Here is a 13,280-nt window from a genome sequence, read left to right as displayed (position 1 = left end):
CCACGCCAGTGACGTGGTCTTTACTCTTCATCAAGCTCCTCACCTTCTTTAATGACAATCATTTCACTATATAATAAACGTTCACGAAGTTCATGAGCTTCCATTACAGAGATTGCCCCTACTTCTCGCTCGCGTGTAATGAATGATCGTCCATATTCAATGCCTTCGAGGTGAATGGCTTTTAACTGATTCCTCACTTCCTCATCGACATACTTTACTTGTTCGAACAATCTCAAACGATCTTGTTGCTCTTCTTTAACGAGCAACATCTCCCTTCGATTGGACGCACGCTCATGTTCAGATAACATGTCCATAATTTGCGGTTGGATTTCTTTTTCTAGCGACCTCAACTCATGCACCACGTTCATCACATGCTTTTCTTTTTCATTGAAGCCTGACTGGATTTTTGTTTGTAAAATGCTCAATTTGATGTTGTGCCAATAACGCCGTATCACATTCATTCGTATATAAGCATCGACCTTTTGCCTATAGGCGAGATAAATCCTTGATAAGCGCTTTGAGATCTTGCCTTTGTTCACATAGCTCTTCACGAGAACCCGTTCTTGAACGTGAACAAAATCCCGTAATTCATCTAACGCTTTTTTTGAATAATTAAATGCAAGTCCTTGTTCTACATAAATTAATTGACGCTTGAGCTTCGCGATGACGGTTTGTGTGAGCAGCCAACGATCCGATTCTGCTTTTTTCTCCATTTGTTCAATCATGTACTGAATCATATCCGCATGCACGGCAGTCATTGAACGTTGCTTCGTTTCAGGCCTCACCTCCGACTTCCCAAGAATCGGCAAGAAAATCGTTGCTGCAATCATGGAAATGAGCACAACACCCGCCGCGATAAATAAAAACGTATCCCGTAGCGGGAATGTACTGCCATCATTCATCGTGTCAGGAATAAGCAATGCTGTTGCAAGCGTAATGGTCCCATGAATCCCACAAACAGCCGCAAATAACGAATAGTAGCCTCGGCGGTATTGAACACCCCCACTTGCAGCTTCTTGATTCAACTCTTCCATAAACCATAACGAGACTTCTTTTTTTCCTTGAAATATAGGATATAGCACGTACACCCACAAAAAGCGGATCATAAATAACGCCATAGCGATGACGAATGTGAGCATCAAAATAAAGAAGAACGGATACTCGTGGGCTTGCCATAACCCTGTCCACACTTCTGGTAGCAAAAACCCTAAAAGAACGAAGACGAATCCGTTTAATAGATAGCCGACGATCGACCATGTATTGTTCGCAACGACTTGCATTTGTAAAGAGGTCTGCTGTAATTTATCTCGTTCAATTCCGTAGACAATACTCGCTGTAACGACTGCAAGTATTCCAGAAACATGAAAAGCCTCTGCGATTAAGTAGATCACAAATGGTGTAATAATTTGAATCGACACGAGCGAATAGACATCTTCAAAACCAAACGACCGTAATAAAAGTCTGATCTGAACGATCAAAAGTGCCCCGATAAAACCGACCAGTGCACCGCCCAATGCAACGACTAGAAAGTTCGACGACCCTTCCCAAATTGAAAACACACCAGTCATTGCCGCAGCTAGTGCAATTTTAAACGAAACGATCCCTGCTGCATCGTTAATTAACGACTCCCCTTCTAAAATCGTCATTAACCCTTTTGGTAACGACATTCCTTTCGTAATCGACTTTACGGCTACTGCATCTGTTGGAGATAACACAGCTGCTAACGCAAAGGCGACTGCCATCGGCATTTCAGGAATTAACAAATGAATTGTAAACCCTAAACCGACAACCGTTATAAAAACTAAACCAAAAGCCATTAAAAGAATTGGCCATCGATACGTCCAAAAAGCTGTTCTAGAAGCGTGATAACCATCAAAGAAAAGAATAGGCGCAATCACAGCCAAAAGAAACAGCTCCGGTTCAAAATCAAATTGTAAGCTCGGCATCAAAACCCCAAACACCCCACCTAACAACACTTGAAACAGTGCAGCTGGTATGCGGCTAAACTTTCGATGCAACACCGTCCCGATTACGACGAGCAATAATAAAAAAATAATCGTTGTGAAAACTTGCACGTTCATCCCTCCACTACGACTACATTGTTGCCATTTCCATAGTTTGACATGCATTCTTCTATAATATTATTGCGTCAGCATTGATTCGTATGAATTAAGGTCCATCGTTTTATACTAGTCACATGCGACAAATGTCCATCATACGATGAGGCATACATGCTGAAATACCGACTTGACGGGCGTTAGACTTTTACAATTGACAGAACCTTTAAGAAAGTGTAAGATTGCGCTATAAGTTTTGCCCTAGGGAAACTTTCATAGCTTACGTAAACTTGTTTGTCCTAATCAAAAATATATAAATGATTTATCATAATAAGGGAGAGAAATTACATGAAAAAGTTCGGAATTCTTTTCGCATCCATCGCAAGTCTAGGTATAATAAGTGCATGTTCAAGTGACGAACCAGGGTCGTCAACTGACGTTGATCAAGACGAAACGGTCTCTGTCGTCTCTACGATTGGTCAGCTTAACGATATTGTAGAAAATGTCGGTGGCGAACACGTTTCTGCTGAAGGATTAATGGGTCCTGGTGTAGATCCACATAGCTATAATGCCTCTCAAGGTGACATTTCACGTCTTGATGATGCGGATCTTGTCTTTTTTAATGCACTAAATTTAGAAGCGAACATGGAAGATATTTTAAGGCAGATGGGCAACGATAAGCCTGTATATGCAGTTGGCGAACACGTTCCAGAAGAGTTAATAAAGCAAGATGAAGAAGAAACAAACATGCCTGATCCACACATTTGGTTTGATATTGATTTATGGGTATACGCTGTTGACGCTGTAAAAGAAGGATTAATAGAAGTAGATCCAGAAAATGAAGCGGACTATACAGCCAATGCAGAAGCTTATGTAGCTGAATTAAGAGAGCTTCAAGAATGGGCATATGAAGAAGTTGATACGATCCCTGAAGATCAAAGAGTACTCGTCACTGCACATGACGCGTTCCAATATTTCGGCGCAGCTTTTGACTTTGACGTTCTAGGACTTCAAGGTATTTCAACGGATGCAGAGTATGGCCTAAGTGATGTTCAGCGAGTGATCTCAGAAATGATCGATCGAGACATTCATGCTGTCTTTGGAGAAACGAGTGTTTCTGACAGTTCAATTGAGGCTGTTATTCAAGGCGCTAATGAACAAGGTCATGAAGTTGAACATGGTGGAGAACTTTACTCAGATGCAATGGGTGAATCTGGAAGTGACGAGGCTACGTACATCGGAATGTACCGTTCTAACATATCTCAGATCGTCGACGCACTACAATAACGAAGTCGTTTAACACTTGGAATGAAGGAGTTCGACAACATGAATCCTGTTTCAACAAACAACATTACTGTCGCTTATCATCGAAAACCAGTCATTCAGAATGTTAGCTTCGAAGCTCCAGAAGGTAAGCTAATTGGAATTGTCGGCCCTAACGGTGCCGGGAAATCTACACTTATTAAATCAATTCTTGGGCTTGTTCCTAAAGCTTCAGGAAATATTTCGATCTATGGAAAACCATATAAAAACAACGACAAATCGTTGGTTACGTACTCAGCGCGGTTCGGTTGATTGGGATTTTCCAACGAATGCACTTGATGTCGTTTTAATGGGGAAATACGGTCAAATTGGCTTATTTCGTAGGCCCAATAAAAAAGACAAACAAGAAGCACTTGAATGCCTTGCCCAAGTTGGGATGGAAGCTTTTGCAAACCGTCAAATTAGTCAACTGTCTGGCGGTCAACAGCAACGGGTATTCCTTGCACGTGCTCTTGCGCAAAATGCTTCCGTTTATTTTATGGATGAACCGTTTGTCGGTGTAGATGCTGCAACGGAGAAAGCCATCATTCAATTGTTAACAGACTTAAAATCAAAAGGAAAAACCGTTCTTGTCGTCCACCATGATTTGCAAACCGTTAAAGATTACTTTGATTGGGTTATGTTGTTAAATATCCGTAAAATCGCATTCGGTCCAACTGAAGAAGTATTTACACAAGAACATCTTCAGAAAACGTACGGTGGACGATTAGCGTTTTTAGATCAAGAATCAAACGGGGTGAATCCCCTTGCTTGATCTATTAGCCAATCCAAATACACAGTGGGTGCTTGTTGGCACAATGTTGCTCGGAATTACAAGTGGAGTCCTTGGAAGCTTTGCATTACTAAGAAGGCAAAGTCTCCTCGGCGATGCGATGAGTCATGCAGCGCTTCCAGGGATTTGCATTGCCTTCATTATTGTCGGTTCTAAAGAAATGTTACCGCTCATTATCGGCGCAGGTATAACCGCTTATATCGGAACATACCTCATCCAAGCGTTCGTTAAGCATTCTCGTATTAAAACCGATACAGCAATTGGTCTTGTACTGTCCGTATTTTTCGGTATCGGAATTGTTTTACTCACTTACATCAATCGAAACGCTACTGGTAATCAAAGTGGTTTAAACGAATTTATCTTCGGGCAAGCCGCCGCAATGGTTCGAAGTGACGTCAATTTATTTGTCATTGCTGCAATTGCATTATTAACGATTACCTTCTTATTATTTAAAGAGCTTAAGATTATCACTTTTGACCGTGAATTTGCCCAAGGACTGGGGCTTCCTACCGTGTTCATTAACGGATTGCTTATGACGATGATTGTTGCTTCTGTTGTGATTGGCTTACAGGCAGTCGGTGTCGTTTTAATGGCGGCTATGCTCATTGCACCTGCAATTACTGCAAAGTATTGGACCGACAGACTTGACGTCATGGTGATCTTATCCGGGGTTGTAGGAGGGCTTTCTGGCTTACTCGGAACGCTCATTAGTGCACCGATTTCTGGGATGCCAACCGGACCACTCATTATCGTTTCGTCATGTTCTTTGTTCTTCTTATCTCTCATCTTCGCTCCCAAAAAGGGATTGTTGACGAAAGCCATTCGCTTGATGCGATTACGTAAATCAACGAGCCAGAATCAAGTCATGCAAGGGATGTATGAATTCATAGAAGAAACCGGTCGCAACAACCTTACGTTAGACGATTTAACCCGTGTACAACCGCTCAGCGGTTTACGCCTGCAACAAACGATCAAACGACTACAAAAAAGAAACTGGCTACAATCCTCAACACAAACGTATCAATTCACAGATAAAGGCATAAAAGAAGCACATCAAATCACGTTAAATCAGCGAATGTTACAAATGTACTCCATGCATGAAATGCAGTTCGCCCATTTACCGATGGAGAAAAACAACTGGGACTTTCTATCACTCCCAAATTCTGAACAACAACCTCTTTTCAAATTGCTATCAAAGCACGAATTGTTCCCGAGCGTGTTGCAAGAAAGGACTGAAGATCAATGACTTATACGATGTGGATCATACTAACTGCTTCATTAGTTAGTGTTGCATGTAGCATTGTTGGTGTTCTTCTCGTGTTACGTAAAATGGCAATGATCTCTGACGCGATCAGTCATACTGTCTTGCTCGGGCTCGTGTCTGCTTTTTTAATTACGCAAAGTTTAGATGGGTTAGCAATGTTCATCGGAGCAGCAATTGCCGGTATATTAACCGCAGTCTTTATCCAATTGCTTAACTCTGCGGGCGTTCAGGCGGATGCTGCAATTGGAATTGTGTTTACCTTCTTATTTGCCATCGGTGTCATTCTCGTCTCCATGTTTGCACGGGACGTTCACCTCGATGTGGAACACTCCATCATGGGTGAGCTTGCCTTTATTCCATGGACGACAGTTGATTGGCTCGGAATCGAAGGTGTACCTCAAGCCGTCTGGATGATTAGCATTGTTCTCGTCATTAATATTATTTTACTGTTTGTCTTTTACAAGGAATTTAAGTTAAGTTCATTTGACCCTCATCTTGCCGCAGCACTCGGCATCCCGGTCGTCTTTTTGCATTATTTACTCATGGGGATGACGTCGATCACAGCTGTTGCTTCATTCGATGCGGTCGGAGCCATTCTCGTTGTTGCTATGATTATCGCCCCGCCTGCTACCGCCTATTTGTTAACCGAACAGTTAGGGAAAATGTTCATCTATAGCGCAATAATTGCTGTGTTATCTGCAATATCAGGCTATTATTTCGCTGCCATACTAGACACAAATATTGCTGGTATGATGGCTACCATGACTGGACTTTTCTTCTTACTCGCGTTCTTATTTTCACCAACACACGGAGTAGTCATTAAGAAAATCCGTAATCGGTTTACGACGTATTCCAATGATGAAGCTTAGGAATGGTTCCTAAGCTTCTTTCTTTTGTTTCCATTTGTTACACTGAAGGGAAGAACTTAGGAAAGTAGGATGTTAATGAAACTTGTTACTTTAACCTTTACCGTTCTTTTTGTGCTTTTACTCGTCAGCTGTGAAACGCCTGCAAAAGAAGACCATGACGACTTACATACAAAAACAATTCGTTCAGACGATTTGTCATCTCCTTCACACCCCTACTCCCATCTTAACGCTGAACCTCAAGAATGGGGCGAACACGTTACTGGGGTGAAAAATCGTATGCACACCGACGAATTGAAAGTCGCGCTTACCTTTGATTTATGTGGTGGACCTTTTGGAAATCAGTTGGATGAAGATATTGTTGACTATCTACGTAATGAGCAAATTCCCGCAACCTTGTTCGTGAATGAACGCTGGATTTTAGACAATGAGGCAGCATTTTTAGACTTAGCGAATGATGATTTGTTCGAAATCGAAAATCACGGTAGCGAGCACGTCCCACTCTCTGTCACAGGTCAAGAAGCTTACGGCATTCAAGGAACGACAAATGCGCATGAAGTAACCGAAGAAGTATTGAGCAACCAACGGACTATTACAAAACGTACTGGTTCTTCTCCTTCATTCTTCCGTTCAGGAACTGCTTACTATGATGAAGTGAGCGTGGAAATTGTCCAAGCGTTAGGCATAGAGGTCGTGAATTTTGATGTTGTTGGGGATGCGGGAGCAACGTATTCGGCGGATCAAGTCCAACATGCGATTGAAAATGTTTCACCAGGTTCAATTGTATTACTTCATTTAAATCAACCTGAAAGTGATGTTTCAGAAGGTGTTAAACGGGCAATACCAACCCTACAAGCTAACGGCTATACATTTGTACACTTAAATGCTTTTTCGCTTGAATAACTAAAAGGAGTTCATTATGAAACGAATAAATAAACTCGCACTTTTTGGATCGCTACTCGCGACAAGTATGGTTGGATATAAACTTATTCAAAACTACGAGGCACTTACCCTCTTTCATCCTAAAAAGCGTATCCACCGCTTTCAACATATGAATGAAGTCATGCCTAGTCGAGCACTAACACCTCCTACCAAGCCGTTCTATTTCGACCGTGATGAGATTACGAAACCAATTACTTACACGTATAAAAGCAAAACAAAAGATCTTGGTTCGTTTTTAGCACAGACGACTACGACAGGTTTCATTGTAATTCAAGATGATAAGATTCGTTATGAGACGTATCGTCTCGGGAGCACATCTTCTTCAACCTTCACGTCTTGGTCCGTCGCAAAATCAATGATTTCTTCCCTTATAGGTATTCTGTTAGAAGAAGGCCTCATAAAAAGCATTAAAGATCCAATTACAGATTATGTGCCACAACTAAGACATAGTGGTTATGACAATGTTCCAATTGAACATATTTTATTTATGGGTTCTGGTGTTCGATTTAATGAAGATTATAGTAGCCCAACCTCTGATATTAAACGGGTATTCCAGCAAACCCTTGCACTAAATCAAAGCATTGATCACTACATGTCAAAATTAACGTCTGAACGAACGTCAGGAAAACTATACAAGTATGTAAGCATGGATACGCAAGCACTGGGGATGCTGATTAAATGCGTCACTGGTATGCAACCGTCAATGTACTTTGAAGAAAAGATATGGAAAAAGATCGGGACGACGGGGGATGCATTTTGGAATGGAGATCGACAAGGAAACGATTATACGTTCTGTGGCTTTAATGGTACGTTAAAGGATTATGCAAAGTTTGGACGATTGTTTTACATGAAGGCAACTGAAGGTGAATCAATTGTTCCGAGCGCTTGGGTCAAAGAATCTACAACGATTGACGCCACTCGTTCACTTCGAAAACAAAAGAACCTTGGCTATCAATATCAATGGTGGGTTCCGTACAAAGAAAACGAAGACTATTTAGCACTCGGTGTATGGGGACAGTTTCTTTATATTCATCCAAAGTCAAAAACAATTATCGTCAAAACGAGTGTTGATCCAGATTTTGAAAAACACGAAATGGAGACGATCGGGTTGTTTCGAGAGATTGCAACAAACTCACTTGATTAATAAAACTCCCCTAGAAGGGTGCCGCACCCCAAAAGTTAGAGTAAAAACTCACTTTTGGGGTGTTTTGACGTATAAAACTAAAACTGGCTGGTCAAAGTCCGATTCAATATCGAACATCAACCAGCCAATCAGTTGTTTAACAAACTCTAACTTTTTGGGGTCACTACCGCATGTGGGGAGTTTTATTGTCTCTATAATATTTTACTAAGAAACGCTTGTGTTCGTTCATGCTTCGTATTAGTAAACACATCTTCTGGTGTACCTTCTTCTAATACAAGTCCTTCATCCATAAAGAAAACACGATCGCCCACTTCTTTTGCAAATCCCATCTCATGGGTAACGACGACCATCGTCATCCCTTCATTTGCAAGATCTTTCATAACTGCTAGTACGTCACCAACAAGTTCAGGGTCTAGTGCAGACGTAGGTTCATCAAACAACATGATTTTCGGGTTCATAGCAAGTGCTCTTGCAATTGCAACCCGTTGTTTCTGACCACCTGAAAGGCTTGACGGATATGCATTCGCTTTTTCTCTTAACCCTACTTTATCAAGCAATTGCATCGCTTTCTCGTTTAATTCTGCCTTTTGCCCTTTTCCGAGCTTCTTCGGGGCAAGCGTAATGTTCTCTAAAACAGACTTATGAGGAAACAGGTTAAAGTGCTGGAAAACCATCCCTACATCTTGACGATATCGATTAATATTCACACTTTTGTCCGCAATGTTGGTCCCGTCAATAATGACCTCACCTGAAGTAATGTCTTCTAATCGATTGAGGCACCGTAAAAATGTACTCTTTCCCGAACCTGACGGACCAATAACACAAACAACTTCCTGAGCCCCAATTTCCGTCGTAATTCCTTTTAACACTTGATTATCGCCGAAGCTCTTATGTAGCTCATTGACTTTAATCATGATTTATCAATCCTCCCTTCAAGATACCGTAGCAAGAGTGATGCTGGAATGGTAATAATTAGATAGAAAATACAGACCATGAACATCGTCTCAAACGCTGAAAACGTAATGGTCATATATTGTCGACCTGAGTACATAAGCTCTGCTACCGCAATGGAAGATAATAACGATGTATCTTTTAAACTGATAACAAATTGATTCCCAAACGGCGGGATCATCACTTTCAACGCTTGTGGCCAAATGATGTAGCGCATCGTCTGTCTTGAATTTAGCCCAAGTGAACGACCTGCTTCCATCTGACCTTTATCAATCGAGTTCACTCCACCACGTACAATCTCAGCAATGTATGCACCTGAGTTAATCCCGATAATTGCTACACCGGTAATGTACGGATCGAATGTATGTCCAATAAGTGCTGGGATCCCGAGGTGAATGAAGAAGATTTGCGCAAGTAGCGGTGTACCGCGGACAACCTCTACATACGTGACTGCGATAAACCTTACAATTCTAAAGCGACTGATGCTCATTAAACCAAATAGTGTACCAATAACACAACCAATGGCAACACCAAAAATGGTAATGTACAACGTAATCCATAAACCGTCAATTAGAAAGGGGATTACGTCTATAAATGCTTGTGGATTAATAACCATGACAATCTCCTCTCAGGCACTATGTAATAAAACTGCTCACGCCATAGAAAACCGCGTGAGCAGTGCCTAAACTTTTTAGTTATTATGTTCCAAAAGGACGTTCGCCGAAGTACTCTTCGTATAAATCATCATACGCGCCATTCTCTTGTAGAACTTCTAGTGCATGGTTCAATGGCTCGAGTAAATCGTGACCTTGTGGTAGTCCAATGCCATAGTCATCAGCAAGAAGTGTATCTCCAATCATAACGAGTTGGTCTTGAGCTTGCTCAATCGTGTAAGCCACGTTTGGCTCGTCATATAGTACAGCATCGTTATGACCTTGAATGACGTTCATATACGCATCAGCAATCTCTGGATACGTTTGAACCGTTGCGTTTTCAAGATTCTCATCTAAAAATTCATGAGAAGTAGTTCCTTGCACTGTTGAAATCGTTACTCCATCAACATCTAAGTCTTCAAATGAGCTCCACTCATCTGTATTAGACTCATGGACCGCGAAAATAATCCCTGCATCTAAGTAGTATGGGTCTGAGAAGTCGATTGTTTCTTTGCGTTCCTCAGTAATGGACATCGCATTGATCGCTGCGTCATATGAACCTGACTGAATACCTGCAAGTGCTCCAGAGAATTCCATCGCTTGGAAATTAGGCGTAAATCCAATTTCCTCAGCGAGTGCCGTCATAAGTTCAATGTCAAAGCCACTCATTTCATCTGACTCTAAATCCATGAAAGCAAATGGAACGAATGCGTTATCAGTAGCAATGGTATACGTTTCTCCAGCTACATCTGCATAAACATCGTCCCCATCTCCAGCTGCAGCTTCTGCTTCGTCATCATCTGCATCTGTGTCATCCGCCTCAGCGCCAGCTTCATCATCTTCGTCCTCAACATCTGCCGCTGGCTCTTCTGCAGGCTCTTCATCTGTACCTGCTTCGTCATCTCCACATGCTGCGAGTGCTAGCATTGAAGCTCCTAGCACACCTGTTAACAATAGATTCTTCTTCATCTTTTCTCCCCCTTAACAGAATATACCGAATATAGTAATACTAAAATCCACTTTAGTGTACCATAAAGTGAGAAAAAATAAAGAAATCTTTACTTGATTCTGAATTTTAGAGTAATGCTTGTTAGATCTTTTCACATTCATTTTTGCAAATACTGATCGTAAAAACCTTATTCTCTCAGGCTTTATATGAATTTACTTTTTCTTTCTATCACATATTATGATAATCTCGTTTTAAAAATGTTATATTCTAACCGACTAACCGAGACGATTTTCGTCTGCAACGACAAAAAAGATCGCCTAGGGACTTACCCCTAAGCGATCAACAATTATGATAGTAATTTTTCTACACTCTTTAATTCAATACACGTACAAAGAACGTCAAGCGCCTTCTCGAGTTCGTCTAACGTCGGGAACGTCGGGGCAATGCGAATGTTCTTATCTTCCGGGTCTTTTCCATAAGGGAATGTTGCACCCGCACCTGTTAACGTTACACCTGCTTCTTTTGCCATCTGAACGATGTCTGTCGCAGTTCCTGCTGGCGTATCAAGACTAATAAAGTAACCGCCTTTAGGTTCCGACCAAGAAGCAATGCCTTTGTTTCCTAGTTGTTCACGGAACGTGTTATACACAAGGTCAAACTTTGGCTTAATAATCGCTGCATGCTTTTCCATATGCGCTTCTAAAGAAATAACATCTGTAAAGAAACGTACGTGTCTAAGTTGATTGATCTTATCATAACCAATCGTTTGTACGCTCATATGCTTTTTGGCATCTGCAATGTTCTCTTCACTAGCCGCAAATGCTGCAACGCCAGATCCTGGGAACGTTACTTTAGATGTTGAAGCAAAGACGTAAGGACGATCGCTGTTTCCGAATGCTTTAGCCGTTTCTAATACGTTCTTTACTTCGATCTTTTCATCACTTAAATGATGCACCGTATACGCATCATCCCAAAAAATACGGAAATCGTCTGCCTTCGTCTCCATGTTCGTTAAACGCTCGACAACTTCATCAGAATAAATCGCACCGCTTGGATTGCTATACTTAGGCACACACCAAATACCTTTAATTAATTCGTCCTCACGTACGAGTGCTTCCACTTCATCCATGTTCGGTCCGTCTTCTAGCATCTCGACGACAATCAGTTCAATGCCAAAGTGTTCACAAATGGCAAAGTGACGATCATACCCAGGGCTAGGTGCGAGAAATTTAATCTTCGCTTCGTCTTTCCAAGGACGAGCACCACCAGAAACGCCATGGAACATCGCACGAGAAATCGTATCATGCATTAACGTTAAGCTAGAATTTCCACCAATAATGACTTCCTTTGTATCAACGGCTAACATTTGTGCAAAAAACTGTTTTGCTTCTGGAATTCCGTCCAATCCACCGTAATTGCGAAGATCAATTCCATTTTCTGCATGTAAAGTAGAATGTTGATCAAATAAATCAAGCATTTCCATTGATAGATCCAATTGCTCTGGAGCTGGCTTACCCCTTGACATATTTAAGTTTAAATTCTCGCCCTGATAGTCTTCATATTGTTTCGTCAGCTCTTCAAGACGTGACTGTAACTCTTCTTTGGACAAAGCTTGTAACTGTGTCAAAAGTATTATCTCCTTTGTATATAAGTATAGTTCTATTGTAAAACAATCCCACAATAAAGTCAGGTCAATCGTTGATTTTCCTACTAAAATTTCACATCCCATTCTTGAAAGAACGTTTTTAAAAATTGTTCAAGCTGTTCGTGACGTTCATCTGCTAATTGTTTACCCGTTTTTGTGTTCATTAGTCCTCGAAGTTTTAAAAGTTTCTCATAAAAATGATGAATCGCTGATGATTTTCCGTGACGGTACTCTTCTTTTGTCATCTTATCTCGCACATCAATGGTTGGGTCATACAACGGATCTCCTTTTGCGCCAGCATACACAAATGTTCTAGCAATACCGATGGCACCAAGGCATCGAGACGATCAGCGTCTTGGACGACTTTTGCTTCTAATGACTCAACAGGTAATCCATTTCCACCTTTAAACGATATTGTTGTAATAATCGAAAGGATCTTTTGTTGATCTTCAAAAGGAATCTCTTGTGATTTGAGCCAATCCTCCACTTGTTTTAATCCTGATTCTTCATCAGACGCGACTTTATCGTCAGCTAAATCATGAAGAAGCGCTGCCATCTTAACGATAAACAAATTTGCCCCTTCACGTTCAGCAATATAGTGAGCAAGTTTGGTTACTCGTTCTATGTGATACCAGTCATGACCAGTACGTTCATTTAATAATAGCGATCGAACGTACTGTTTTGTTACTTCTATTTGATCTTTCATATACGCCT

The 13,280-nt window shown here is 41.2% G+C and carries 10 protein-coding genes and 2 pseudogenes; 6 read left to right on the top strand and 6 right to left on the bottom strand.

What is annotated here, in order from left to right:
- Positions 1-20: 20 nt before the first annotated feature.
- Positions 21-2,075, bottom strand: coding sequence for a Na+/H+ antiporter (locus JCM19038_RS14785; protein ID WP_042419474.1), 2,055 nt, complete (start codon positions 2,073-2,075; stop codon positions 21-23).
- 330 nt (positions 2,076-2,405) lie between these two features.
- Between JCM19038_RS14785 and JCM19038_RS14780 the strand changes: the two genes are divergently transcribed.
- The 6 genes and pseudogenes from JCM19038_RS14780 to JCM19038_RS14755 all read left to right on the top strand — a co-directional run bounded on the left by JCM19038_RS14780 (position 2,406) and on the right by JCM19038_RS14755 (position 8,368).
- Positions 2,406-3,344: a metal ABC transporter solute-binding protein, Zn/Mn family gene (locus JCM19038_RS14780; protein ID WP_042419472.1), complete on the top strand. Its 939-nt coding sequence runs from the start codon at positions 2,406-2,408 to the stop codon at positions 3,342-3,344.
- 39 nt (positions 3,345-3,383) lie between these two features.
- Positions 3,384-4,134 (top strand): annotated as a pseudogene (locus JCM19038_RS14775) (metal ABC transporter ATP-binding protein).
- Complete coding sequence (locus tag JCM19038_RS14770) at positions 4,127-5,398, top strand: metal ABC transporter permease (RefSeq protein WP_052361734.1); 1,272 nt, start codon at positions 4,127-4,129, stop codon at positions 5,396-5,398. Before JCM19038_RS14775 ends, JCM19038_RS14770 begins: the two are co-directional and overlap by 8 nt.
- On the top strand, positions 5,395-6,285 hold the full coding sequence (locus tag JCM19038_RS14765; RefSeq protein WP_042419468.1) for a metal ABC transporter permease: 891 nt from the start codon (positions 5,395-5,397) through the stop codon (positions 6,283-6,285). Before JCM19038_RS14770 ends, JCM19038_RS14765 begins: the two co-directional genes overlap by 4 nt.
- Before the next feature lie 75 nt (positions 6,286-6,360).
- Positions 6,361-7,185 (top strand): polysaccharide deacetylase family protein, encoded by an 825-nt coding sequence (locus JCM19038_RS14760; protein WP_238554440.1) that lies wholly within the window; start codon positions 6,361-6,363, stop codon positions 7,183-7,185.
- A 16-nt stretch (positions 7,186-7,201) separates the two neighbouring features.
- Complete coding sequence (locus JCM19038_RS14755; RefSeq protein ID WP_042419460.1) at positions 7,202-8,368, top strand: serine hydrolase; 1,167 nt, start codon at positions 7,202-7,204, stop codon at positions 8,366-8,368.
- Between the two features lie 191 nt (positions 8,369-8,559).
- Here the strand turns inward: JCM19038_RS14755 and JCM19038_RS14750 are convergent, their stop codons facing one another.
- The 5 genes and pseudogenes from JCM19038_RS14750 to JCM19038_RS14730 all read right to left on the bottom strand — a co-directional run bounded on the left by JCM19038_RS14750 (position 8,560) and on the right by JCM19038_RS14730 (position 13,272).
- Positions 8,560-9,282, bottom strand: coding sequence for an amino acid ABC transporter ATP-binding protein (locus tag JCM19038_RS14750; RefSeq protein ID WP_042419457.1), 723 nt, complete (start codon positions 9,280-9,282; stop codon positions 8,560-8,562).
- A complete protein-coding gene (locus JCM19038_RS14745; RefSeq protein WP_042419454.1) occupies positions 9,279-9,935 on the bottom strand; it encodes an amino acid ABC transporter permease in 657 nt (218 codons plus the stop codon). Before JCM19038_RS14745 ends, JCM19038_RS14750 begins: the two co-directional genes overlap by 4 nt.
- An 82-nt stretch (positions 9,936-10,017) precedes the next feature.
- Positions 10,018-10,941 carry a transporter substrate-binding domain-containing protein gene (locus tag JCM19038_RS14740; protein WP_052361732.1) on the bottom strand — a complete coding sequence of 308 codons (924 nt, stop codon included), beginning with the start codon at positions 10,939-10,941 and terminating at the stop codon, positions 10,018-10,020.
- Positions 10,942-11,267: 326 nt separating this feature from the next.
- Positions 11,268-12,548 carry an aminotransferase class I/II-fold pyridoxal phosphate-dependent enzyme gene (locus tag JCM19038_RS14735; protein WP_042419451.1) on the bottom strand — a complete coding sequence of 427 codons (1,281 nt, stop codon included), beginning with the start codon at positions 12,546-12,548 and terminating at the stop codon, positions 11,268-11,270.
- 83 nt (positions 12,549-12,631) lie between these two features.
- Positions 12,632-13,272, bottom strand: a pseudogene (locus tag JCM19038_RS14730) (HD domain-containing protein).
- Between the last annotated feature and the right edge of the window lie 8 nt (positions 13,273-13,280).

This window comes from Geomicrobium sp. JCM 19038 (genome assembly GCF_000698125.1).
Taxonomy (GTDB): Bacteria; Bacillota; Bacilli; order Bacillales; family Marinococcaceae; genus Geomicrobium_A.
Note: the sequence above shows the minus strand (reverse complement) of the source record. Positions and strands in the feature narration are given on the sequence as shown.

Bases quoted from the DNA above. Each gene is read 5' to 3' on its own strand.
- JCM19038_RS14780 (WP_042419472.1), top strand. From the start codon at position 2,406: ATGAAAAAGTTCGGAATTCTTTTCGCATCCATCGCAAGTCTAGGTATA.
- JCM19038_RS14765 (WP_042419468.1), top strand. From the start codon at position 5,395: ATGACTTATACGATGTGGATCATACTAACTGCTTCATTAGTTAGTGTT.
- JCM19038_RS14760 (WP_238554440.1), top strand. From the start codon at position 6,361: ATGAAACTTGTTACTTTAACCTTTACCGTTCTTTTTGTGCTTTTACTC.
- JCM19038_RS14755 (WP_042419460.1), top strand. From the start codon at position 7,202: ATGAAACGAATAAATAAACTCGCACTTTTTGGATCGCTACTCGCGACA.
- JCM19038_RS14750 (WP_042419457.1), bottom strand. From the start codon at position 9,282: ATGATTAAAGTCAATGAGCTACATAAGAGCTTCGGCGATAATCAAGTG.
- JCM19038_RS14745 (WP_042419454.1), bottom strand. From the start codon at position 9,935: ATGGTTATTAATCCACAAGCATTTATAGACGTAATCCCCTTTCTAATT.
- JCM19038_RS14740 (WP_052361732.1), bottom strand. From the start codon at position 10,941: ATGAAGAAGAATCTATTGTTAACAGGTGTGCTAGGAGCTTCAATGCTA.